Origin of the sequence: Bradyrhizobium sp. BR 1432 (assembly GCF_051547705.1) — a bacterium.
Lineage (GTDB): Bacteria > Pseudomonadota > Alphaproteobacteria > Rhizobiales > Xanthobacteraceae > Bradyrhizobium > Bradyrhizobium zhanjiangense.
In genome coordinates this window covers 163,191-188,241 of sequence record NZ_JBPUGF010000003.1, presented here as the reverse complement: position 1 = coordinate 188,241, position 25,051 = coordinate 163,191, and the positions used below count along the sequence as shown (strand labels likewise).

The following is a 25,051-nucleotide window of genomic DNA, read 5'->3' as shown; positions in this document are numbered from 1 at the left end:
TCGACGCCATCCGGAACAGATCTGAAATCCGGCCTTGAATGGCTTAAGCTGTCAATGATAGGAGACGCAGTATGAAGTTTGAGAGCAAAGTGATTGTCACGATTGCTCCGACGGGAGGCGTGGTGAAAAAATCGCAAAACCCACACCTGCCGACCCAGCCCGCGGAGATCGCCGAGGATGTGTACCGGTGCTACGATGCGGGTGCCTCTATCGTGGCGCTGCATGCGCGCAGGCCAGACGACGGCGCGACCTGTAATCCGGAAATCTACCAAGACATCAATTCTCGGATAATGACAAAGTGCAGCATCATCATCAACAACAGCACTGGTGGAGGCGTTGATGGAGATATGGTGCGATCCCTAGAGCCCGGTCTTGATGAGGTTATATTCGAAGAGCGCCTAAAAGGGCTCGAGGCTGGCGCCGACATGGCGACTTTTGACGCTCACACCGTTTTGGCCAGCTTTGGCGGACGTGAGATTGTCGTTAATACCTCGCCGGCCCGCTGCGACATCATGGCGAAACGATTCCAAAAGACAGGCATCAAACCTGAATGGGAATGTTTCTCACTTTCCCATCTTGTCCAAGATCCAATACGTCTCATCAATAAAGGGTTCGACAAGCCCCCTTATTGGGTCAATTTCGTTCTGGGTGCCGATCGTGGAATTCAGGGCGGATTGCCGTACACTCCGCAGATCCTTGATATGCTGATCGGGAATCTTCCCAAAGGAGCGATGTTTTGCGTTAGTGGGATCGGTCGAGCGCAGCTATCGGCAACAACTCACGCGGTGCTCGCTGGTGGCCATGTTCGTGTCGGGCTAGAGGACAATCTCTACCTCGAACAGGGTATACTTGCTACTAACGTGCGGCTGGTCGAACGGACGGTAAGGATTATCCGAGAACTTGGGTACGAGCCCGCCACTGCAGTGGAGGCTCGAGCGATGCTTGGGCTGGTGCCTCGCAAATTGGGATAGTCGCCGCCCTCGAGTGGAAGGGATGTGCGCTGGCCCGCGCATTCGATGCGTCGTTCAAGATAGATCCTGAGCGCGGGCGCTACGAGTAGAGTGCTGTCGATCTTTGAAGGTGAGATCGGACCTCGGCCCATCGGCCTAATGCCGCCGCGCAGCTCCAAGGCTTGAGCAAAATGTGCGGGTGGGCAGCGACGTGTTTAGGAGCAGACCGAATTGTTGGACGTGGTTGCTGCCCAGTGTCATGCTGCCGACGACAAGCTGAGGTCTGGCTTGGTCGCGAGCGCTGTCGCCAAGAATACGCGGCGGCTCGTGCCGCTTTTGGGCGTCGCTTATTTCTTCAACAACCTCGACCGGACCAGTGTCGGCATCGCCGCGTTGCAGATGAACGAAGCCATTGGCTTAAGTGCCGCACAACTCGGCTGGGGCGCCGGAATCCTCTTCTTTAGTTACTGCCTGCTGGAAGTGCCCAGCAACATGATGATGTATCGTTTCGGTGCGCGCCGCTGGCTGGCTCGCATCATGATGACCTGGGGCCTTGCGGCCGCGGCGACGGCGTTCGCTGTTGGACCATACAGTTTCTATGCGATACGTTTTCTTCTGGGTGCTTTCGAATCGGCTTTTTTCCGGCGTCATATGGTACATCTCCATCTGGTTTCCGGCGCGATTGCGAACAGCTGGTTCATGGCTGCAACACCGTTGTCTTCTTTGATCGGCAATCCGCTATCGGCTTCGTTGTTGGGAATGGATGGAGTGTGGCGGCTGGCCGGCTGGCAATGGATGTTTCTGATCGAAGGTCTTCCGGCCTGCGTCCTATGCCTCGTTCTGCTGGCCGACACGCCGGACAAAGCAGCGTGGCTGACGCCCCGAGAACGCGAAGCGTTGCTGGATGAGCTCGCTAGGGAAGAGCACGATAAAGTCAGAAAGGATCTCTGGGCCGCGATGAAGGACGTCCGCGTGGTAATGTTGACGGGCATCACTCTCGCTTTCACGATCAGCTCCTATGGGATTGGTATCTGGCTTCCTCTGATCTTAAAGAGCCACAACTTGAACAACATGCAGGTTGGCTGGCTCTCGGCCATGCCCTATTTCTTTGTGACAATAGGCATGTTGCTCTGGGCACGCCTTGTCGATCGCAAGGGGAAAAAGATCTACAATCTGATCGCCGCATTGATGCTTGGCGCCACCGGACTTCTCTTTTCGGTAATGCTCACGTCGCTCGTACCGGCGCTCACATGCATGACACTTGCTCTGATCGGCACGATTTCCGCGCGCACAGTCCTTTACACGATCCCGCAAAGTTTCCTTACCGGTCCTGCTGCGGCCGGAGGCATCGCATTTATCAATTCCATTGGTGCCTTCGGCGCCTTCGTCGGCCCGTACATGATGGGCTTCCTTAAGGACAGGACGGGATCCTTTGAAACTGGCATGATCGGGATGGCAATCATTCTAGTTTTTGCAACGGGCATCGCCGGCAGTCTCAGACTCCTGGGTACGCATAATGATGACATTTCTGTCAGAACCGCCTAAGCAGAGCACCCTCGGGGTAAAAACTGTCCGCAAGGCGGCGCCTTTTGGAGCGGACCTTGCTAAAGGAGATCGCGGTATCGGCCTAAGGGGCAACTCAATCCTGACGATGTGCGCAAAACAGGCCTATTCGAAACTTTGCCGACCGATATGTTAGCCTGCCCAGACTTTCAACGATAGAACCGAGCCTGAACAGGTCGGCCGTTCAGGCTCGGCAAGGATCGATCTCGAGGTCGACGCCAAATCAGCTTTTGGACGAAGCGAGCTTCGGCGCATGATAAAGGCGGGATAAAAGATTGGCGTGATGCCGTTCCTGCCCGCCGCGCGCAGGTCATGTCATTTGCGGTTCTTTGTATTCGAGAGCTTCTCGCCTGGGCGGCTCTTGGCAGTCTCTGCGCTAGGGGAAGGCAGTTTCGATTTGTCGCCGCTTGCAAAGGTGAAAGTGTCCGCGCCGGCGCTGATGCCATTCCATGCCACCGGTTCGGCGAGTGAAAGTAGCCAGAGTCCCTGAAATCCCGATGCAGCGTTCAACTGCCCAGTCCATACCGTGGTCGATCCGCAGCCCACAAAATTCACCGAAAAGCTGATCGCCGCGCCACTATTGGTCTGCGCGAGCCAGCCCGTCAACGCCTGAGGGGTACCTTCATCGCAGCTATTGCTCGCATTGTTCGTGTAAGTGCCGGAAATCGCGCCTGTGTTTGGATTATAATTGTCGACCGCTAGGGTTGAGCCGTATTGGTTGGTCCAGGTCCAGATCGGTTGCGCCGCTGCAGGCGCCGCTAGGAGTAGACCTAGACAGGCTGCACTCATACAACTCGTCAATTTCCACTTTGCTTCAGACATTTCCAACTCCATATCGCTCCGGTAGCGGAGCGTACTTCGTTATAAGGCCCTCGATGATCAATTTAAACGAGTGTTATGCCGTGATAGCGCTATCAGGTTGAAACGTGATTGATGCCTAGTGCCAACTCTGCAGGGCAGCGTGGTGCGGTCATTCAGACGCGAGCAGCCGATTCGCGACCGGGCCGGTCTTGCTTGAGCTGTTGTTAGCTCTGCGCCATCAAACGCTGACAGGGGCTTCCGGTCGTCAGTCTTCATGTCCATCGTTTCAGGATCCCGCGTCTGTCTAGGTACACGTGGACACCGGAAGGGAAACCCAGTCCAAATGCGGCTCGTTGTGCCTTGCGTGAAATGGAAACTGACGCTCGTGGCGCTTCGATTTGTATGATCATTCGCAGACCCGGATGCTGCCGGCCGTGCCCTGCGCGACATTAACCTGTTCGGCGCCGGCCCACCCGGCGCCGTAGAGGGCATTCGATCCAGAAATGCATTGGGAAGCTTCGTTAAACAAACCGGTTCTAATCGCGAGCTCACCCTGACATCAGGACGCCTTGCGCATTTCGCGGGCCGCCGCAACCATGTTGACGAGCGCCGGACGGACTTCGGTCCATTTGCGGGTCTTTAGGCCGCAATCCGGATTGATCCAGAGCTGTGAGTCCGCCAGCCGTTGGCGGGCCCGCGCGATGAGATCCTCTATTTCAGCAACTTCGGGAACGCGCGGCGAGTGGATGTCATAGACGCCCGGGCCGATGTCGTTTGGGTATTTGAAGGCAGTGAATGCATCGAGCAGCTCCATCTTAGAACGGGACGTTTCGATCGAGATGACATCCGCGTCCATTGCGGCAATTGCATCGATGATGGCGTTGAACTCCGAGTAGCACATGTGGGTATGGATCTGCGTCGCATCGGCAACACCGGAGGAACAGAGGCGGAAGCTCTCCACTGCCCAGTCGAGATAAGACTTCCAATCGGAGCGGCGGAGGGCAAACCTTCGCGGAGCGCGGCCTCATCGATTTGGATCATGGTTGCGCCGGCCTTTTCCAGTTCGGCGACCTCGTCTCGGATCGCGAGCGCGATCTGACGGCAGGTCTGGCTGCGCGGAATATCGTCACGGACAAACGACCAATTCAGGATCGTCACCGGCCCCGTAAGCATGGCCTTCATCGGCTTTCTGGTTAGGGACTGCGCGTAGCGCCACCATTCGACGGTCATCGGCTTCGGCCGCGAGACATCGCCGAACAGAATCGGCGGACGAACGTAACGTGAGCCGTAAGACTGCACCCAGCCATGCTTAGTGAACACGAAGCCGGAGAGCTGCTCAGCGAAATACTGGACCATGTCGTTGCGCTCGAACTCGCCGTGGACAAGAACGTCCAGCCCAATCTCTTCCTGCCAGAGGACCGCGCGAGCCGTTTCCTCCTTCAGGAATTGTTCATATTCCGCCTTTGTCAATTCTCCTTGGGCACGCGCGGCGCGGGCGTTACGTACCTCGGGGGTCTGTGGGAACGACCCGATTGTGGTCGTGGGAAAAAGCGGCAGGCCGAAACGCTTGCGCTGAACCTCGGCACGGCTCGCAAAAGCGTTCTTGCGGCGGCACATAGCCTCGTCAATCGCCGCCGTCCGCTGGGCGACGGCCCTGTCATGGATCTTCGGCGATGTCCGTCGAGCCTTCGCTCCAAGGGCTGACTCGGAAAGCGCAGCAATGGCGTTTCCGTCGCTCGCAAGCGCTCTCGCCAGGATCGTGAGCTCGTCGATCTTCTGGACCGAGAAGGCAAGCCACCTCTTCACCTCCGAATCGAGATCGGTCTCGAGCTGAACGTCGATTGGGACATGCAAGAGCGAGCAGGAGGGTGCGAGCTGCACGCGATCCTTGCCGAACTTTGCAATGACGGGCTTGAGCCGCTCAACCAGTGCCGATAGGTTCGAGCGCCACACGTTGCGGCCGTCGATGACGCCAAGCGAAATCACGAGGTCGGCATGAGCACCAACTTCAATTTGGCTCAATTGTTGGGGAGCGCGAACCAGATCGACGTGCAGTCCGGCCACGGGCAGTCCCAGAGTGGTCGCCAGATTGTCGCCGATCGCTCCGAAATAAGTTGCAAGCATGATCTTGATGCCAGGCACCTCCTCAGCGAGACGCCCATAAGCACGCTGGAGCGCATTCCGCGTAGTCTCATCGAGATCAAGCACCAGATAGGGCTCGTCAAGCTGGACCCACTCGGCTCCCCGTTTCGCAAGCTCCTTGAGAACCTCGACATAGACGGGCACGAGGCTCTCGAGCAGCGAAATCGGATCAAACGTCGGATCGGCACTCTTGCCCAGCTTTAGGAAGGTGACCGGTCCTACCAAGACAGGACGCGTTTGATAGCCGAGGGCTTTGGCCTCCTCATATTCCTCGATCGGTTTACGGGAGGAGAGCCTGAAGGTCTGTCCTTTATGGAATTCGGGCACCATGTAGTGGTAGTTGGTGTCGAACCACTTAGTCATCTCCTGCGCAGTGGCGCCGTGACCTTGCGCGTGACCGCAGCTCGCGTCGTGTTCCCTGTCTTGTGAGCCTCTTGCCATGGCGAAATAGGTCTTCAGTGAGACCGGACCGCCATCCCAGCCATACGCCTCAGGAATGGCGCCCACCATGACGCTCGTATCGAGAACCTGGTCATAGAGTGAAAAATCATTTGACGGGATAACGGTGACGCCCAGCGACTTCTGACGCGCCCAATTGGCAACGCGTAGAGCAGCCGCTGCTTCAAGAAGCTGCGAGTTGCTGATGTTGCCAGCCCAGTAGCTTTCGAGCGCCAGCTTGAGTTCACGGCGCGGTCCGATACGCGGCGTGCCGAGGGTTGCGACAGGAAGTGAGAGAAGAGACATAGCTTTAACCCCATTGTGTGGGGGCAAAGGCCATGGCGGAAACGCAGGCAGGAGGCCACGAAAGCGGGACCCGCTACTAGGCGTACCACCGGACACCCCGCCCGTGGACGAATAAGTTGTCGGGGCAGGTCTCCTGGCTCGCGGGTCATCGCCTGCATCCGGCCTTCCCGAAGCTTCTGCTTCAGTGACACGTTTGGATGCGGGCTCGCCGCTTACAGTTGCGGGGGCAGCGCCGGCATTGCTTCAATCCTGAACGGATCGAGAGCGCACCGGCTTCCCTCTTAGCTCCGGATCAAACAAGACCTGGAGAACCTCGACGCCTCCGATTATCTGCAACAGAACCAATACGTCAACCCTGAGATCGTCTTTGCTGCGGCATCCCGGCAAGCCTGACGGTCTTACCCATGAGGCATCGAGGTCACCGAACCATGTTGGTGTGAAGCTCTAAGCGCGTTTGATTCGGCAGTGGCGTAACATCGATCGCTTAAGCTTCCACACCGGTCAACTACCAGTGCTGGCAATTGTCAATCTGACAGATCTCGTCAACTCTTAGATCAAAGACCGTAGCGGAGCCGCACCAACAAGTCCGAGGCCGCCTTAGGAGCGCAAGCAGGAACCCGACGCTGTCACCGGGACTCCGACGGATCCCGCGATGCGGTCGGCACTTGAGGTTCGTCAGCTCTAGTCGAGTTTAACGGAAACCGCCAAATTCGAGAGTTGGAGCTATGACTGCTACGATCTTGTCGGATAGTGACGCTCCTCGCGGCGACATCGTCAAATGCGCAGCCCGCATCGGCGCGGAAATCCGGAACGTCAAGCTATCGGGCGACTTGCCGGAGCAGACGATCCGCTCGATCAATGAATTGCTATTGGAGCACAAGGTCATCTTCTTTCGCGACCAGGGGCATCTCGACGATGCGGAGCAAGAGCGCTTTGCCCTTCGTTTCGGGAAGCTGGCACCTCATCCGACGCTCGGTGCAATCAAAGGCACGGCGTCGATCATCGAGCTTGATTCGGCGCGCGCCGGGAGCCGGGCCGACTTGTGGCACACGGATGGAACCTTCGTCGATGCCTACCCCAAGATTGCGGTCCTACGAAGCCTCGTGATGCCGCCATTCGGTGGCGATACGGTCTGGTCAAACACCGTTACGGCGTATCTCGACCTCGCACCGCCGCTGCAGCGGCTTGCAGACAAGCTCTGGGCCGTTCACAGCAACGCCTTCGACTATGCAATATTGGCCCGCGTCAGCGAGCTCGACAAAAAGCATTTGGACGAAATCTTCACTAGAACAATCTATCAGACTGAGCATCCTGTCGTGCGCGTGCATCCCGAGACCGGCGAACGCGCGCTAGTGCTCGGCGCTCTGGTGCAAAATTTCGTTGGTCTTCCGAAATACGACGGCCAGAAGCTGTTTGATCTGTTTCAATCTCATATCGCGGCGCTCGAGAACACCGTGCGGTGGCGCTGGAAGGAGGGCGATGTCGCGATCTGGGACAATCGCGCCACGCAACATTATGCGGTGAACGACTATGGCGACCAGCATCGCCTCGTTCGTCGCGCAACCGTCGTCGGCGAAGTCCCCGTCAGCATCGACGGAAAGAGCAGCGTGACAGTACGCATACGACGAAGACCGCCTGATTGACGCATGCGCGCGGGGGCCGGGTAGCGCTATGATAGCGCTGCGTGAAGGTTAGGCAGCTTGCTGATCGGTGGGTTCGTCGGCTTGGCGCGGGAGCTTCCATTCCCAGGGCAGCAGTTCGTGCAGACGCGAAGCGGGAAGATCGGCGATCCGGGCGAGGACGTCGGCGAGCCAGGCTTTGGGATCGACATCGTTAAGACGACAGGTGGTGATCATCGTCAGCATGATGGCGGCGCGTTCGGCGCCGCGCAGGCTGCCGGCGAAGGTCCAATTGCGCCTTCCCAAGGCGATGCCGCGCAACGCTCTTTCGGCGGCGTTGTTGCTGAGGCAGATCCTGCCATCGTCGAGGAAGCGGGCAAAGTCGGCCCAGCGCCTGAGCATGTAATTCATGGGCTTCAGGACCTCGGAGGAGCGCGAGAGGGTTTCTCGCTCGCGCAGCAGCCAGGCGTACATGTCGTCGAGCAGCGGCTTGCTTCTCTCCTGGCGCACGGCACGCCGCTCGTCGGCGCTGCGGCCGTTGATGGCGCGCTCGATCTCGAACAACGCATCGAGGCGTCTGACCGCCTCCAGCGCGATCGGGGAGACCGGTTTACCCTTACTGCCTTCCCTGGCGTTCTTCTCGATATCGGCCAACTCGAAGAAGCCCCGCCGCGCATGCGCGAAGCAGAATGCCGGCGTGATCGGCATCGCTTTCCTTTGCGGGTCGAACAACGGCTCGAAGCCGCTATAGCAATCGGCTTGCAGGATGCCGGCGAAGGCGGCCAGATGCTTCTGGGGATGCTCGCCCCGTCGATCGCTCGAGGCGTAATAGACCGCAGCCGGCGGCGCCGGCCCACCATAGGGCCGGTCATCCCGCACATAGGTCCAGATCCGGCCGGTCGTGCACTTGCCCTTCGCCAGGACGCGGATGGTGGTGTCGTCGCCATGAAGGCGCTCGGCTGCGAGTACATGACGCTCGATCAGCTGGAAGAGCGGCATGACGGCGAAGGTTCCGTGGCCGACCTGGTCAGCGAGCGTCGACAATGGCAGGTCGATCCTCTCGCACTTGAAGCGCGCGCTCTGGCGGTTGAGCGGGATATGCATGCCGAACTTGTCGAACAGGATCGTCGCCAGCAATTGCGGACCGATGAAGCCGCGCGGCGTGGTATGGAACGGTGCCGGCGGCTGGCTGATCTTCTCGCAATCGCGGCAAGTGAACTTTTCGCGCACGGTCTCGATGACCTTGAACCGGCGCGGGATCTCCTCCAGCGTCTCGGTCACATCCTCGCCCAGCTTCGCAAGGCGCGCCCCACCGCAACAGGCGCAGGTCTTTGGCGCCTCAATGACGACGCGCTCGCGTTCGATGTCGTCCGGCCAGGGCTTGCGTACCGGCCGCTTGCGCGTGAAGGCGCGCACGCTCTGGGTTTTCGCCGCGGCGGCGCGCGCGGCAAGCTCATCCTCGCTCGCCGTGGTGGCGAGTTCTTCGAGTTCCAATTCCAATTGTTCGATCAGCCGCGCCGTGCGCTCGGAGCGCTGCCCGTACAGTTCGCGCTTGAGTTTCTCGATCCGCAACTCGAGATGCGCGATCAGCGCCGCGTTATCCGACAGCTCCGCCCGTGCACTGGCAGCCACCGCCTCGGCTCGCAGCCGCGCCTCACGCTCGGCCTGCAGCGCCGCCAGGGCACTGACAAGGTCCGATGGAAGGTCGTCCGGCTTCGATATCATGAAGCCATTGAATCAGGATCAAGCAGAAGATTCAAACCCAAAACGGCTATCCGACCCGCGTCGGACGCTGGGTTTCTTGGGGGTTGCGCCAATCGATTCCGGACAACAGGTAGCTCATCTGCGCCAGCGAGATCGTCACTGCTTCGCCCGCAACCGAAGGCCAGATGAACCGCCCTCTCTCGAGTCTTTTGGTGAACAGGCATGCTCCCTGGCCATCGTGCCAGATCACCTTCAGAAGATCGCTTCGGCGACCGCGGAAGACAAACAGATGACCGCTGAGCGGGTCCTTGCGCAGCACCTCCTGCACCTGGAGTGCCAGCGACGGAAAGCCTCGGCGCATGTCCGTGTAGCCTGTCGCAAGCCACACTCGTGCGCCCGTCGGAACCGGGATCATCGGCGTACCAAAGCATCGAGAACTCGACGCAGCGCGTCTCCATCAACGTCGCCATCGACCCGGATGCGGTGCCCGCTACCAAGATCAATCTCAATGATGCCCAGGCTCTTCCGTCGACGCGCCGCCGTCGTCGTCAATGACGCTTCGGCCACCTCCCGCGGCGGCACAGACGGCCCAATCTCGACCGGCACGAACGGCGCTATACTCGCTTCACCGTGCTTGCAAAGCTCTTTGCGCCACCTGAACAGCTGGCTTACATGAAGGCCAGCCATGCGAGCCACCTCGGAAACACTGGCTCCGGGCTCGAGCGATGCTGCAACAAGCCGTTCCTTCTCATCCTGCGACCACCGGCGCCGCCGCTCGACCGATGTGATCACCTCCGCCCTCGAAATCGTCATAGTGCTTCTCCTAGGATTACCCCTAGGACCTGCAGCGTTCGCGTCCGTCAAACAAGACGGCCCTCAACGGAGGAATACGCGTGACACGCGTAAAAGCTCCCAAGGAACCCGCCGCGAAGGTCGCCTAGCGGGTTCACAAGACCGGCACCTGCTTCGCAGCACATTGAAAGTGTCGCGCTGCGAGTACTCGGATAAAATCCGAGCAGCATCTACCCTGAGAGACGCCACATCGAGTTCAGCTGCTGCGCGGCGGTGGACCAATTTTCATTTAAGCAGCTGGGCCGTAACTTCGGCTCCTCTCCGACAATGTGGGGTCCGCGCGCTCGGTAAAAGCGCGCGACGTTCGAAGAAAAGCTCCAAGTAGTTTGCGCGCAACCATTGCGCCAGTCTCACTGTCTCGTTGCTCATCCGCAATGATCTCAATTGTCGCCGAGCTCCGTCGAAGCCTTCGGAGTCACAACGGCACGTTTTGTTCATCTTGCGCGACTTTCCGTCTTTAAGAGACCCGCTGTGAGGCAGACGCCATCCTCTTCAAGCATACGAGATCGTCTCAATTTTCGTAACGAGGATGGCAAGAACGCTGCGGGCGTCCCTCCAATCTGTAGCTGAATCCCTGTCCCGAAATGGTCCTCGCATTCGTCGCGAGGCGCCGGGCCTGGAGAAACGAGCGCCATTTTATCTCGTCCCATCGGACGTGAGGGCGCGAATCGGGAAGCAATGCGCTGCGGCTCGCGTCACCTACCAACCCTAGCAATTGATGCGGATGTCGGACACATGGCAATCGTGGACAACGAAGGTCGGCCTTATATGTTAGGGAAAGCGGGATGCAATATGGATCTGACGACGCCGGCAGGCGTGATGGATCTGCTGTCTCGTCATCCGCAGTTATCAGGCCTACTCCTACTGGGATCCCTCACGCCTCAGCGACGTCTGTAGCAAACTGTCCCGCGCGGTCCTCGAGCGCTCAGCCCTCAAAGAACTCAGCGTTTGGCGCGGGTCAATTGTTTCGGCTTGCGGCTACCGCGCTGCAAAAGAAACTTCAGGAATCCCGCGCACAAAGATGGATTGCTGTCGCACTGTCCCTCGCTGCGAGCCCCGTTGGGGGGGCGGCGCTGGCACAAGATGCCAGCATGCCTGGCCCGCAAAGCGGCATTTCCAATAAGATGACCCGAGCAGCAATTCAGAAGAAGAGCCGCCCGGCTACGCTCCCCCGAAGCTCTCGGTCTCAACAACCAGTCCATCTCAGTGCTAGCGAGGCCCTGGCACAAACTGCCAATGCATTTGCAGCAAAGCGGGACAGTGCGGGCTTAGTTGCAAAGAACAGAACTCAACAGAAAGTCGAGTCATTTGCAAAGTTCGAGGGCCTCCGCGAAAAAGGTATGTGGCTCAGTATTCCTGGTCCAGCCGATACGATAGATCAGGACTACGGCGGTGTTAGATCTGCGCTGGCAGAAGTCGGGATCGGCTATATTGGCGGGACAGTAAACACCTTTGTGGCCAATCAACTGCCGAATGCCGCGAGGAGCACCATCCGCGATCAGCTATATGCTGGTCAGAACCCCACATTTAATACTCTAAACTTCATGATCGCGACGTACGATCTCAGTCGATTTGGGATTCCCGATGGTCAGATCATCGTAGGAGCGCAGCAGCAGTATTGGACCTGGAAGCCCGGGGGACCAGATAGAGCGGGGATCAATACCATTGCCTACTATCAGACGCTTTTTGGCGGGAAGCTCGAACTCGAAATGGGCTATCTCAGAAACATAAATGAGTTCGTAGGTACCGTGGTCGGAGGGAACGCAGCAGTAAACGTTTTTGGGGCTTCGTCCAATATCCTGTACCAGGCAGGCATGAGCAATAATGCTGCGCCGACGCCAGCTCTCAATCTGAAGTACAATTTCGATGAACGCTTCTACAATAGGACGTCAATACAGCGCTCACTCAGTCCAGACGGTCAATTTGCACACATTACCGAAAATCCGACCGGATTAGACTGGAGCACTGCAAACTCCGGCGTTCTTTTCCTCGACGAAGCTGGCTACAAGAACAAAGCTGCACCAGGCTTGCCCGAAACTTGGTTGCGGGTAGGCGCCGGTTTCAACAATAGCAGCTACACCGACTTGCGCTATCCGGCGCAACCGAGAGCCAACGCGAATAGCATCTATTACGTCGCAGCCGACAGGCAACTCTGGCAGTCCGACCTTCAGGGTTCCGCCGCGCGTGGCATCTATGCAGGATTCTCTGTGATGTACGCGCCGCCGGACTTGAACAGAGTGAGCCAATATTACGAGCTCCGTCTTTATGCCAAGGGCTTATTACGACAGCCGTCCACGCGACCAGATTGCCCTCGTTGCCACCAACACTGCGTGGAGCAACGTTGCAGTGGATGCTGCCATGGGTAAGGGCCATCTTGTTCATCGCGACAGTACGGCGATTTCGGGAACATACACCGCGCATCTCGCGCCCGGGATCTATTCAAGCGTAGGACTGACATACATCAACAACCCGACAAGCATCACATACACACCCAAAACAGGACATGCGTTGAACTTGCTGGTGTCCACGTCGGTATTCTTCTAAGCAAAAAATCGAGATGCGGAGCTTGGAAGCCCGCGTCGTCCCTGATGCTCGGGCGAACATCGCAGCCGGCTCGCGTGAGGCCGCCGCACTAGCGCTAGATCGTAGCTTGCAAACTAGCGGCATTGCTCGAATTGGGTCGAACTTGCCGCCTCGTCGGAATATCGAGGGTCGTAGAAACACTAGAAAGTTATTGTCATGGTCCAAATGCGAACCGAGGAAGATATCTCGGTAAGAAAGAGCTGCCTGCGGACGCACTCTACGGCATCAATACTGTTCGGGCTTTGGAGAATTTCCCACTAACGGGCCGCACGATCGCTGCGCTGCCTCAGTTTGTCCCCGCATTGGTCATGATAAAAGAAGCCGCGGCGCTCGCCAATCTCGAGATCGGCGCGCTGTCAGCGCAGAAAGCGGAAGCTATCGTTGAGGCGTGCCAAGAGATCCGCACCGGAAAGTACGATGTTCACCTCATTGTCGACGCGCTCGAAGGCTCGGGCGGCACATCGTCGAACATGAACCTCAATGAGGTGATCGCAAATCTGGCCGCACGGCTGGCCGGAAAGCCAGCCGGTGACTACACCTTCGTCCATCCAAATGATCACGTCAATCTCGGTCAATCTACCAACGACGTGATTCCGACAGCCATAAAGCTTGCGGTTTTTCGGGTCTCAGAGGGGACTTCGCTTGCCTTGATGCAACTGGCCGCCGCCTTCTCGGAGAAGAAGATACAGCATTCCCAAACCCTACGGCTTGGTCGGACATGTTTGCAGGATGCCGTTCCGATGCTGTTCGGTCAGACATTCGGGGGATATCAGGCGGTCCTCGAACGCCATGCCAAGTATGTCGAGCAGTTGCGGCGCCAATTATTGGTCGTTCCGCTGGGCGGTACTGCGGTTGGTACCGGATTAAATTCGAGACCGGGCTACAAACGGGCGATTTTCCAGCATTTGTCAGCGCTAATTTGCCAGGAGATCAAACCGGCGGCCGATCCATTCGACGGGATGCAGAACTTAGATGCGTGTGCCCGGTTATCAGCCGAAGTCCGACATTCCGCAAACTCCCTCTGGAAGATAGCCAACGATCTCATGGTGCTCTCGTCAGGCCCTGTCGCCGCTGTCGGAGAGATTGCGTTGCCTGCGATCCAGGCTGGATCTTCCATTATGCCCGGCAAGGTGAATCCAGTTGTTCCAATAGCGGTCTGCCAAGCGGCGTTTGCCATCTCCGGAAACGATGCGGCCGTAGCAATGGCCTGCCAACAAGGACTGCTGGAGATCAATTGCTACGGCATGCTCGTCTGCGATCGCCTGATCGATTTTATCATTCTTCTCCAACGTTCAGCGACCATCTTGCGCGAACGGTGTGTACGCTCGCTCACGGTAGATGAGGAGCGGTGCCAGCAAAATCTGCTCGCGTCGACCGGGCTAGCAGCAGCGCTGGTACCCGAGTTCGGCTACGCAAATGTGGCCGCAATCGTGCGGGCAGCGCATGATGAACATCGATCGTTTCTCGAGATCGCCATCGAGCGTGGATTGCTGGGGCAGAACGACGTGCACTCACTCATGCGCCGCGCTGCCGATGTATCGCGGGCCGAGTGAGTCAGATCCGCCAAAGCGACAGGACACGAAGTCTGAGAGCGGGGATCGTTGGAAGACGTTCTTCTGCAAAGCTTTCGCTTTTGCAATGCGCGCATCAAGCGCCGAACGACCTCGCAAACCGTTGCGAGGTCCTCGCCGGCGATCGCCATGCCGCAGGTCATTCCCAACTCAATGCGCCTCCGTTCTGATATTCGATGACGCGGGTTTCGAAGAAGTTCTTCTCTTTCTTCAGGTCCATCGTCTCCGACATCCAGGGGAACGGGTTCTCGACTTCGGCGAATACAGGCGAAAGTCCGAGCTGCGCGCAGCGCCGGTTCGCGATGAAGTGCATGTACTGCTCACAGAGAGCCGAATTCAGGCCAAGGAACCCACGCGGCATCGTATCGCGCCCGTAAGCGGCTTCGAGCTCAGTTGCGTCACGAAGCATGCCGCGGACCTCATCCTGTAATGCGGGTGTCCATAGGTGCGGATTCTCGATCTTGATCTGGTTGATGACATCTATACCGAAATTCAGGTGAATGCTCTCGTCGCGCAGGATGTACTGATACTGTTCGGCGATGCCGACCATCTTGTTGCGGCGGCCAAGCGACAAAATCTGAGCAAATCCGGTGTAGAACCACATGCCTTCGAACACGACGTAGAAGGCAACGAGATCGCGCAGGAAGGCGCGGCCATTGTCCGGCGTCCCGGTCTCGAACAACGGGTCGCCGAGGTGCTGCGTGTGCTTGAGCGCCCAAGCCGCCTTGTCGGTGATCGAGGGTATCTCGCGGTACATGTCTGAACAGCTCACCCTCGTCCAGGCCAAGGCTATCGACGATGTACTGGAAGGTGTGGGTGTGGACCGCCTCCTCGAACGCCTGCCGCAAGAGGTACTGCCGACACTCGGGGTTGGTGAGGTGACGGTAGATTGCCAGCACGATGTTGTTGGCGACGAGCGATTCCGAAGCTGCGAAGAAGCCGAGATTGCGCTTTATCATGCGCCGCTCATCCTCCGTCAGCCCGTTGCGCGACTTCCACAAAGCTATATCAGACTGCATCGAGACTTCGGTCGGCATCCAGTGATTGTTGCAAGCAGAGAGATATTTCTCCCAGGCCCATTTGTACTTCAGCGGCAGGAGCTGGTTGACGTCTGCGCGGCAGTTGATCATCCGCTTCTCATCGACCGACACGCGGCCGCCAGCACGGTCAATCTCGCCGAGGCCGGTCGGATTGGCCGGCTCGTGCTTGAGCCGATTCTGTGGAGGCCGCGTGGTGGTGAGGCTTGAGACGGCGGGAGCCGCCGCAGCGATCGTTTCGGTATTGGACCAATCGAGCATCGTCATCTCCTTACTGGCAGGTTTCGCATTCGGGATCGGTGATCCGGCAGGCTTTCATGCCGTCGAAGTCCGGCTCGGGGACCACGATCGGCGCGTACGAGATCGCGGCCGAGGCGGACACGGCATTGAGCTTGCCGTCAGTGCCCTTCAGGGTCGATTTTTCGACGTGGGTGGCACTGTGAGATCGCAGATAGTAGGTCGTCTTCAATCCACGGCGCCAAGCCAAGCGGTAAAGTGCATCGAGTTTCTTGCCAGATGGATTGGCGATGTAGAGGTTGAGCGACTGCGACTGGTCGATCCATTTTTGCCGGCGCGCAGCCGCTTCGATCAGCCAGGAGCTGTCGACCTCGAAGGCTGTCGCATAGAGATGCTTGAGATCGTCGGGCACCCGATCGATCCGGCCGACGCTGCCGTCGAAATATTTCAGGTCGGAGACCATCACCTCATCCCATAGGCCGCGGGCTTTGAGATCGCGGACCAGAAGCTCGTTCACGACCGTGAAGTTCCCGGACATGTTCGATTTGACGAAGAGGTTTTGATAGTTTGGCTCGATCGACTGCGACACGCCGCAGATGTTGGAGATCGTCGCCGTCGGCGCGATTGCCATGACGTTGGAATTGCGCATGCCGCCAGCGACGACCTTCTTGCGCAGGCGCTCCCAGTCCAGCGTCGAGGAGCGGTCGACATCGAGTCCACCGCGTGCATCGTTCAGCAGTTGGATAGAGTCGAGCGGCAAAATACCTTTCGACCAGAGTGAGCCCTCGAAGCTCGGGTAGCGTCCGCGCTCGGTAGCGAGATCGGACGACGCCTCGATGGCGTGGAAAGAGATTGCCTCCATGCTGATATCCGCGAACGTGACCGCCCGATCCGACGCGATCGGGATGCGCTGGACCTGAAGCGCCTCCTGGAAGCCCATCAGGCCGAGACCGACCGGCCGGTGGCGCATGTTGGAGCGGCGCGCCTCCGGAATGGTGTAGAAATTGATGTCGATGACGTTGTCGAGCATCCGCACGGCGGTCGTCACCGTCCGCTTCAGCTTGGCCTGGTCGATGCCGTCGGGGCCGACATGATTAAGCACATTGACGGAGCCGAGATTGCAAACGGCGACTTCGTCGGCCGAAGTGTTCAGCGTGATCTCGGTACAGAGATTCGAGGAATGGATCACGCCCATGTGGCGCTGTGGCGAGCGGAGGTTGCAAGGATCTTTGAAAGCAATCCAGGGATGGCCGGTCTCGAATAGCATGGTCAGCATGCGACGCCAGAGGTCGCTGGCCCGTACCGTCTTGAAGAGCCGCATGCCACCGGCCTTGGCTTTGGCTTCATAGGCTTCGTACGCCGTCCTGAATGCCTCGCCGTAGAGATCATGCAGGTCTGGCGTCTCGTCCGGCGAGAATAGCGTCCACTCGCCGTCGGCATCGACGCGCTGCATGAATAGGTCCGGCACCCAGTTGGCAGTGTTCATGTCGTGGGTGCGGCGGCGGTCGTCGCCGGTGTTCTTGCGAAGGTCGAGGAATTCCTCGATGTCGATGTGCCAGGTCTCAAGGTAAGCGCAGACGGCGCCCTTGCGCTTTCCACCCTGGTTGACGGCGATCGCGGTGTCGTTGGCGACTTTGAGGAACGGGATGATACCCTGGCTCTCGCCATTGGTGCCCTTGATGTGAGCGCCTAACCCGCGAACTGGCGTCCAGTCATTGCCGAGGCCACCCGAATATTTGGCGAGCAGCGCATTGTCCTTGATCGACTTGAAAATGCCGTCGAGGTCATCGCAGACCGTGGTGAGGAAGCAGGACGACAACTGCGGACGCAGCGTGCCGGAATTGAACAGCGTGGGTGTCGAGGCCATGAAGTCGAACGAAGACAAGAGATCGTAGAACTCGATCGCCTTTGCCTCGCGATCGATCTCGCGCAGCGCCAGCCCCATCGCAACCCGCATGAAGAAGGCCTGCGGCAGCTCGATCCGTTTGCCGTGCTGATGCAGGAAATAGCGGTCGTAAAGCGTCTGAAGGCCGAGGAACTGGAAGTTCAGGTCTCGTTCCGGCTTCAGCGCTGCCGTGATGCTCTGGAGATCGAAGCGGGCGAGTTCTGGATCGAGCAGCTCGGCGGCGATCCCGACCTTCACATAGGCCGGAAAGTATTCGGCATAGCGTGTCGCCATGTCGGCCTGCGAGGCCGACGTGGCAACGCCATAGACGTGCGAGAGCACCTCGCCGCGGAGCTTGTCAAGCAGCAAGCGCGCGCTGACGTAAGCATAATTTGGCTCGTGCTCGACCAGCGTGCGCGCTGCCATGATCGAAGCCAGCGCCAGCTCGTCCTGGCTGATACCGTCGTACAGATTGCGGGTGGTCTCGGCCAGCACGGGCTCGACAGAGACGCCATCGAGGCCGGCGCAGGCTTCGCCAATGATAAGCGCAAGGCGGTTGGTATCCAGCCCGACACGTGAACCATCCGCCAACGTGACGTGAAGGGCCGGAGCGCCGGCGGGCGTCGGCTGCGCGGCTGCGTCCTCGGCGCGCTGACGCGCGCGCTCTTCGCGATACAACACATAGGCGCGCGCGACCTTGTGGTTCTCACTACGCATCAAGGCGAGTTCGACCTGATCCTGCACATCCTCGATGTGGAAGGTGCGTCCTTCGCCCGCGCGCCGCATCAGCGCTGCGACGACCTCGGCGGTCAATTGCTCAACGCTCTCATGCACGCGACGCGAGGCGGCCGCCGTGGTGCCTTCGACGGCCAGAAAGGCCTTGGTCATGGCCACCGCAATCTTGGCGGAGTCAAACGTGGTCACCTTGCCGTTACGGCGGATGATCTGCATGGTCGGCTCGCTTGGCGCGAGCGATTGAGGACGCGACTGGAAAATGGGAGCGGACGCATTGTCCGCGTCGTGCAGGTTCAGTGACATCAATAGGCCCCGTGATGCGTGTTGTGTTTGAACGGGGCTGTAGGGAGGGCGCTGCAGAAACGCCGGCAGTGGAGTTGCCGGACGGTGCATGCAAGCGACCGCCGGGACACCCCGCCCGTGGACGTTCTGACCGTCACGGCAGGTCTCCTGGCTTGCAGGTCGTTGCACTTCCTGTCTTCCCGGCGCAGTCGCACCAGTGACGTCGTTCGGAAGCAGCTCGCTGCTGACAGTTGCGGGGGCAGCGCCGGAATTCCGCGCACAAGGCGCAGTTCACCGGCTTCCCTCTTAGCCACTAAATCTTGCGATTCAGTAGAACCGTGACGCCTATATCTAGTGATGTCCGGGACGCGCTGTCAACACCTGATGAAGGTGCCGGCGCGGACTTGCTCGTGGAATGCTGAAATCTCACGGGCGCCTGCTTCTGACCTCCTGATCCGATGGGCGTTCTCATTCGATACCGAGAGAGCGGCCAGGCTTGCGCAGCCGCGTTGCAACTCGGCCACGAATTGGCTCTCTCCTCTCCAAGCTTACAGCGAAGTTTGGGAGGACTCCGTAGGGTCGGGATAACCACGAACCGCCAAAGCCTGGCTATTTAGTACCAATGTCGCGTTCCAGACAATGTGTTGCGACTTCGACGAGAGATCACTGCTGCTTCACAAGCCTGTCGTGTTTTTCAGGTGATGACCGGTGAGATGGGTCGAGTCACTTCGTTTATGCACTGGTACGACGCTTGCTTGAGATTGTCAGACGATGTGTTCACGTAGCCTAGGCCGAACTTATTCTCCCTCCGACGCTGGGCTCCTCAACAAGAAGATTAGCATGTCGGACGTTGCCGGCGCGTTTCCTTCGCCTTTAACCCGCACCCCATCTGCGCTTGCTAATTCCCGTGTCGTCGTGACTGTGCGGGCATGATGGCATCGATTTCTCATCGTCCACGTCGAGATGCGAACCGCAGAAGGGCAAAACCGCGATTCAATGGCGGATCTTTTCCATGCGCCGATCCATCCCTGCTTAAGGTCGAATCATGAAACCTATTCTTGTCTTTGACTGGAACGGCACGCTGCTCGACGATGCGCACATGCTACTGCAGACGACAAATGCAATACTGGATCGCTTCGGCCGCACAACTATCGATATGGATACGTTTCGGAACCATTGCGACGTCCCACTTTCTATCCTGTATCGCAGTCTGGGAATGTCGGAATCGGAAATTGCCGACGTAGATCGAGATGCGGGTGCAATGTTTCACGACACCTACGAACAGTTTGCGAGCAAAGCTGACCTGCGCGAGGGCGCTCGTAGAATTCTGGAAATGGCGCGCGAGCGAGACGCTTCGTCCATCATCGTAAGCAACCATGTCGTCGAGCCTCTCCAATCGCAATTGCGAAGGCTTGGAATCAATGACTACATTAACGAGGTGATCGCTTTTGAAAGCCGCGCGGCGCAGTTCAAGTCAACGAGCAAAGGTGAGCGGCTTCGTCGCTATATGCAAGAGAACGACCTGAAGCCACAGGCGACCTTCATCATCGGCGATATGCCAGTCGAAACGAATATTGCTCGCGACCTCGGGCTCATAAGCGTGTCCATTACCGGCGGATTTGTCTCCGATTCGCGATTGCAGGCAGCAGAACCGGACTACATCATTCGCAGTCACCACGAGCTGTTGCCGATCTTGCAGGGGCACGGCTTTTTCCGGGATGCATAAACGATAATAAGAACGATGATGCGACGTCCTGCTGCAGCGATCACGCATGTGCCTCAGCTAGGCTGAGAATACCTCGACGGCGGCCATAGACTCTCGCGTTTATTGTAGTGGCCACGAATGGAATTTAACCATTCTGCCGTTTTCCTTGCGGTAGAGCTGCGCGGGTTCGCGCCCTTGGACTATTCAGGCTGCGAAGAATCCCGGTTTGCCGCTCAGACGGTTCGCTATTGTGAGGGCCGGCATTGCGACCCGCTAAAGCCGCGCCTACCGATCCAAGACGTCGTTCGCAAGCCATTCTCACATTACCCAAACTTACCCAACCTTCGTCTGGAAAGGCCGCTTACGGTTGAGAACGGCGGCTAGCTTTCACTTACTGCGGCCTCTGCAAGAGGAGGGGCGCGTGGTTTGCGGGCCAAAGAGCCCATGTCGGAGGGAATCATGCCAAGGACGCTCGCCGTTTTGCGCGGCCATTCGGCCAATTTTGTCAAAAAGGCTCTTATCTGCTCCACGCTTCTGGCCGGAACAGTCATCAGCCAAGCCAAGGCGGACGACATCAACTGGCGCCAGTTCGAGGGCACTTCGATCGTCTGGGCCTACGACATTCATCCCTATGCCGATGCGGTCGCAGCCCAGTTGCCAGAATTCGAGAAACTCACCGGCATCAAGGTGACGCCCGAGCTTTATCCGGACGATGCCTATTGGAATAAGCTGACCATCCAGCTCAGCACAAAATCGCCGAGCTGGGACGTCGTAGGCACGGGCATTCAACCGGCCTGGGATCTTGCGCCAGGCCAATTGCTCGAGCCACTCGACCGTTATCTGAACGATCCGAAACTCACCGCGGCCGGGTACGACTACAAAGATTTCTTCCCTGCATTGCGGGATGCACTGACCTGGAAGGTCAAGGAAGGGCAGATCGAGCCGGGAAGCGGGCAGGTGTGGGCCATCCCACACGGCTTTGAGAATATTCAGCTGTTCTACCGCAAAGACATCCTCGAGAAGCATGGCGTCACGGTTCCAACAACTCCGCCGCAGATGTCCCTCGCGTGCGAGAAACTCAAGGCTGCGGACCCCGCGATCACACCTTTGGGCGTGCGCGGTGTGCGGTTTTGGAGCAGCATTCACACCGCTGCGATCTCGATTGCCAGGTCCTACGGCGTGCATGATTTCATCGTCAAGGACGGAAAGCTCGACACAGGCCTGGACTCACCCGAGTTCGATCGCGTTCCACAAGGACTATGTGGACATGATCAAGAAATGCGCAGCTCCGTCCTTCGCCAACGACAACTGGTACCAGGTCGTCGATGGCATCAATTCAGGACGCACCGCGATGGCGATCGACTCTAACATGTTTGGCTTTTGGAATGATGTGGCTGGCAAGCCCGCCTCAGGCAAGATCGCATTCGCGCCTCCGTTGCGGGCTCCGAACAGCAAGAATTTTGAATCCAACATCTGGATCTGGTCTCTTGCGATGAACGCTGCTTCCCGGAAGAAGGGTGCAGCCTGGCTGTTCATCCAGTGGGCAACTTCAAAGCAGGTCGAGCTGAACGGCGCTGTAGCCGGCAAGCTCGTCAACTCTCCGCGTTCCTCGACGTGGAGCGACAAGGCTTGGCTTGAATACGCGGCAAAGCCTGAATTCAACAATTTCGTCGAAGCGTTCAGGGCCGTGCAAGACAGGGCGCAGCTGGCCTTTACAGCCCGCGTCGGCTTTGCCGAAGCAATGAATGCCTGGGCCGTGGCCATGCAGAAAATGGTCAATGGAGCTGACGTCAAGGCAACGCTATCCGACCTCGCCTCGGAAATCCGTTCGTCCATGTGAAGGTAAAAGGGGCGGCAGATCGAGCTGCCGCCCCTTTGCATATTAGAGAATAGTGAAATGGACCTTCGAGGATTCGACGCAACCGTGACGCTGCAGTCTTCGGCCAGTCAACTGACCTCGTCAAAAGATGATCTGGTCAAGAACGCCGCGCCGGTGCGTGTTGACTGGTGGAGTATTGCCGCGATTGCTCCAGCGATCGCCATACTGCTCGGATTTCTTTTCCTGTTCTTCTATGGCGTATTTCAGTCGCTGACTGACCTCAAGTTCGGTCGGCCGCTGGTTCACTTCATTGGCCTCAACAACTACGCAGCGCTGATCAAGACAGATGATTTCTGGAACAGCATCCGCGGCACTCTGGTCTACGCCGGATCGGCGGTCATTGCAGAGGCCGCGTTCGGTCTTGCACTTGCCAAGCTGTTCGCAACTGAAGTTTTCCTAGCGCGTGTGATGCGGCCGGTCATTCTCTTGCCGCTCGTTCTGCCCCCGATGAGCGTAGCGCTGATGTGGACGACAATGATGGATCCGCAAAACGGGATCATGAACTACTTATTGTCCCTTGTCGGCATCAGCCGATTTGCGTGGATTTCGGATCCGAACACCGCGATGTTCTCCTTGGTCCTCATCGATGTATGGACCTATACGCCGTTCTTCGCACTAATTATCTTCGCTGGCCTTCAGGGCATCGATGATGAGGTGAGGGAGGCAGCCCGCGTCAATGGTGCGAAGGGATGGGCGACATTTGTTCATATCGAGCTGCCGCTGATTACTCCGTACATTCTGATTGCCGCGTTGTTTCGCCTGATCGAATCCCTCAATCAGTTCGACATTGTTTTCGGAACCACGCAGGGCGGGCCTGGGAATAGCACCTCCGTACTTTCGGTGCGCGCCTACATTACCGCATTCCAAAATCTCGCCTTTGGACGTGGTGCCGCCCTCATGGTCGTAAATTGGATGATCGTGCTGGTCGGAGCCTTCGCCATGGTCAAGTTGTGGCGCTTCGTTCGGCGGCGCGTCAGCTGAAGAGGTCGCCCATGCGCTTCAATCGCTCGACCCTCGCAAACCTGGTCTTCAACCTGCTCGTCGGCGTTTGTACGTTGATTCTCGCCTTTCCGCTTATCTGGATCCTGATGATGTCGCTGAAGCAGCAAGCAGAGGTCATGGCCTGGCCGCCGAGCTTCCTGTTTTCGCCGACACTGGAAAACTTCCGCGTCCTATTCGATGTCGCCCAGGCAGGAGCAACGAGCTATGGAACGATCAAAGTCGACTTTTTGACGCCGATCGCGAACAGCGTCCTCATAGCACTCGGCTCTGTCGTCCTTTCCTTGGCTGTGGGAGTGCCGGCCGGTTACGTGCTGGCGAGGCGGGACGTACCTTTCAAGGAAGACATTGCCTTCTTCATTTTGGGTTTCCGTTTCGCCCCCGTCCTTCTAGTGGTCATCCCGCTTTTCAGTGTTTTCCAGGCGATTGGATTATATGACACCTATATCGGCATGATCTGGGTCTACCAGGTCGTCACATTGCCGATGATCGTTTGGCTGAGTCGCTCCTATATCGAAGACATCCCGAAGGACATCGAGGAGGCGGCCGCCATGGATGGCGCCAAGCCAGCAAGGGTCGTGTGGCACATCGTGCTGCCGCTTTTGAAGCCGGGCCTGATCGGCGCCTCATTGCTCATCTTCTTGCTGGCCTGGCACAATTTCGCCCTCGGTCTGATCCTCAGTTCGACCAAGGCGCCGGTGACCGTCGCTCTTCTCAAGCTGCTCAATCCCGGCGTGCAGTTCTATCCCGTCATGGCCGCAGGGCTGGTTGTGACGATGATCATTCCCGTCATTCTAATCGTCATCGGACAGCGTCACCTCGAACGTGGCCTTACCTTTGGTGCCGTGAAATCGAGTTCCAGGCCATTGATGTTCTTTGGAACGACAAATCTCGATCTATGCTTCCAGGTCGACCGGCTTCCAACGCCAGGTGAAAGCGTGATGGGCACGCTGATCCGCTACGCGGGAGGTAAGGGCGCCAATCAGGCTGTTGCGGCCGCCCGCCTTGGGCTCGAGCCAAACTTCTACACGCGTCTTGGCGATGATGATGCCGGTCGCTTTTTGCTGCAGTCGCTGCGGAAGGCCGGCGTTCGCGCGGACGCAATCGAGATGTCGCCGGGGGAAGTCTCGGGCTCAGCCCTGGTCATGGTCGGTGATGACGGCTCCAATATGATCGTCATAGACCCTGGCGCCAATCTGAACGTGACGCCAGATATGGTCGAGAGCGCGGCCGGGTTCATAGAGCGCGACGCGATCGTGGTGGCTGAAATGGGCATGCCAATCGAAGCGCTCAATCGGCTCTTCGAGATGAAGCGCGACAAGGGTTTCGAACTGATTTTCAATCCAGCGCCGGTGAGGCCGGGGCTTTCATCAGCCGCGTGGAAAAGCGTTGATTTCGTCACACCGAACCAGACAGAAGCTTTCGAGCTAACAGGGGTGGAGGTCTGCGACTTCAACAGCGCCGCCAGCGCCGCCTTGAAGCTTATCGAGCTCGGACCTCGGGCTGCGCTGATTACCCTCGGGGCGCAAGGAGCTTATTACGCTGACGCCGCACGCTCCTTTGCTCTGAGTGCCTTTCCCGTCAAGGTCGTCGATACGACGGCCGCAGGAGATGCCTTTAACGGAGCTTTCGCCGCGTCACTGGCACAGCGCTTGCCTTTGAGAGAAGCCGTAGAGAAGGGCTTTGGCGGTGGGCGCCCTGTGTGTGACGCGTCGCGGCGCTCAAACCTCCATGCCGAGCGCAGAGGCCGTTGACGAGTTTTT

15 protein-coding genes, 2 pseudogenes and 2 riboswitches are annotated in these 25,051 nt (G+C 58.3%); of the genes and pseudogenes, 10 read left to right on the top strand and 7 right to left on the bottom strand.

Annotated features, from left to right (window positions below):
- Positions 1–71 precede the first annotated feature (71 nt).
- Positions 72–971, top strand: a complete 900-nt coding sequence (locus ACSKB8_RS01110; RefSeq protein WP_438101919.1) for a 3-keto-5-aminohexanoate cleavage protein — start codon at positions 72–74, stop codon at positions 969–971.
- 219 nt (positions 972–1,190) lie between these two features.
- The gene (locus tag ACSKB8_RS01105; RefSeq protein ID WP_438110304.1) at positions 1,191–2,495 is read left to right on the top strand and encodes an MFS transporter; all 1,305 of its coding nucleotides are present in this window, start codon (positions 1,191–1,193) and stop codon (positions 2,493–2,495) included.
- A gap of 333 nt (positions 2,496–2,828) precedes the next feature.
- On the opposite strand, the gene ACSKB8_RS01100 is transcribed toward ACSKB8_RS01105, so the two are convergent.
- Both ACSKB8_RS01100 and metE read right to left on the bottom strand, forming a co-directional pair.
- Positions 2,829–3,335, bottom strand: a complete 507-nt coding sequence (locus ACSKB8_RS01100; RefSeq protein WP_438101917.1) for an avidin/streptavidin family protein — start codon at positions 3,333–3,335, stop codon at positions 2,829–2,831.
- Between the two features lie 538 nt (positions 3,336–3,873).
- Positions 3,874–6,200 (bottom strand): annotated as a pseudogene (gene metE, locus ACSKB8_RS01095) (5-methyltetrahydropteroyltriglutamate--homocysteine S-methyltransferase).
- 106 nt (positions 6,201–6,306) lie between these two features.
- Positions 6,307–6,531, bottom strand: a riboswitch (cobalamin riboswitch).
- Between the two features lie 394 nt (positions 6,532–6,925).
- Here metE and ACSKB8_RS01090 point away from each other — a divergent pair.
- The gene (locus ACSKB8_RS01090) at positions 6,926–7,843 is read left to right on the top strand and encodes a TauD/TfdA dioxygenase family protein (RefSeq protein ID WP_438101916.1); all 918 of its coding nucleotides are present in this window, start codon (positions 6,926–6,928) and stop codon (positions 7,841–7,843) included.
- Between the two features lie 48 nt (positions 7,844–7,891).
- Here the strand turns inward: ACSKB8_RS01090 and tnpC are convergent, their stop codons facing one another.
- From tnpC to tnpA, 3 genes are read right to left on the bottom strand one after another with little or no spacing between them, the layout of a single operon-like run.
- The gene (gene tnpC / locus ACSKB8_RS01085; protein ID WP_438101914.1) at positions 7,892–9,544 is read right to left on the bottom strand and encodes an IS66 family transposase; all 1,653 of its coding nucleotides are present in this window, start codon (positions 9,542–9,544) and stop codon (positions 7,892–7,894) included.
- A gap of 46 nt (positions 9,545–9,590) precedes the next feature.
- Entirely contained in the window at positions 9,591–9,938 is a 348-nt protein-coding gene (tnpB, locus tag ACSKB8_RS01080; protein ID WP_438101912.1) for an IS66 family insertion sequence element accessory protein TnpB, read from the bottom strand.
- Positions 9,935–10,336, bottom strand: a complete 402-nt coding sequence (gene tnpA / locus ACSKB8_RS01075; protein ID WP_438101910.1) for an IS66-like element accessory protein TnpA — start codon at positions 10,334–10,336, stop codon at positions 9,935–9,937. The genes tnpB and tnpA overlap by 4 nt, the downstream gene beginning before the upstream one ends.
- A 1,001-nt stretch (positions 10,337–11,337) precedes the next feature.
- On the opposite strand from tnpA, the gene ACSKB8_RS01070 reads away from it, so the two are divergent.
- Positions 11,338–12,741 (top strand): carbohydrate porin, encoded by a 1,404-nt coding sequence (locus ACSKB8_RS01070; protein ID WP_438101909.1) that lies wholly within the window; start codon positions 11,338–11,340, stop codon positions 12,739–12,741.
- 300 nt (positions 12,742–13,041) lie between these two features.
- Positions 13,042–14,511 carry an aspartate ammonia-lyase gene (locus ACSKB8_RS01065; RefSeq protein WP_438101907.1) on the top strand — a complete coding sequence of 490 codons (1,470 nt, stop codon included), beginning with the start codon at positions 13,042–13,044 and terminating at the stop codon, positions 14,509–14,511.
- A 157-nt stretch (positions 14,512–14,668) separates the two neighbouring features.
- Here ACSKB8_RS01065 and ACSKB8_RS01060 read toward each other — a convergent pair.
- Positions 14,669–15,827, bottom strand: a pseudogene (locus ACSKB8_RS01060) (ribonucleotide-diphosphate reductase subunit beta).
- A 10-nt stretch (positions 15,828–15,837) separates the two neighbouring features.
- Positions 15,838–18,726, bottom strand: coding sequence for a ribonucleoside-diphosphate reductase subunit alpha (locus ACSKB8_RS01055; protein WP_438101906.1), 2,889 nt, complete (start codon positions 18,724–18,726; stop codon positions 15,838–15,840).
- Positions 18,727–18,846: 120 nt separating this feature from the next.
- A riboswitch (cobalamin riboswitch) is annotated at positions 18,847–19,061 on the bottom strand.
- Between the two features lie 689 nt (positions 19,062–19,750).
- Here ACSKB8_RS01055 and ACSKB8_RS01050 point away from each other — a divergent pair.
- The 5 genes from ACSKB8_RS01050 to ACSKB8_RS01030 all read left to right on the top strand — a co-directional run bounded on the left by ACSKB8_RS01050 (position 19,751) and on the right by ACSKB8_RS01030 (position 25,042).
- Positions 19,751–20,431 (top strand): HAD family hydrolase, encoded by a 681-nt coding sequence (locus ACSKB8_RS01050; protein WP_438101904.1) that lies wholly within the window; start codon positions 19,751–19,753, stop codon positions 20,429–20,431.
- A 438-nt stretch (positions 20,432–20,869) separates the two neighbouring features.
- The gene (locus ACSKB8_RS01045; RefSeq protein ID WP_438101903.1) at positions 20,870–21,778 is read left to right on the top strand and encodes an ABC transporter substrate-binding protein; all 909 of its coding nucleotides are present in this window, start codon (positions 20,870–20,872) and stop codon (positions 21,776–21,778) included.
- Entirely contained in the window at positions 21,678–22,250 is a 573-nt protein-coding gene (locus ACSKB8_RS01040) for an extracellular solute-binding protein (RefSeq protein ID WP_438101901.1), read from the top strand. Before ACSKB8_RS01045 ends, ACSKB8_RS01040 begins: the two co-directional genes overlap by 101 nt.
- 57 nt (positions 22,251–22,307) lie before the next feature.
- Positions 22,308–23,270, top strand: a complete 963-nt coding sequence (locus ACSKB8_RS01035) for a carbohydrate ABC transporter permease (protein WP_438101899.1) — start codon at positions 22,308–22,310, stop codon at positions 23,268–23,270.
- Positions 23,271–23,281: 11 nt separating this feature from the next.
- Positions 23,282–25,042 carry a PfkB family carbohydrate kinase gene (locus ACSKB8_RS01030; protein ID WP_438101898.1) on the top strand — a complete coding sequence of 587 codons (1,761 nt, stop codon included), beginning with the start codon at positions 23,282–23,284 and terminating at the stop codon, positions 25,040–25,042.
- Positions 25,043–25,051 lie beyond the last annotated feature (9 nt).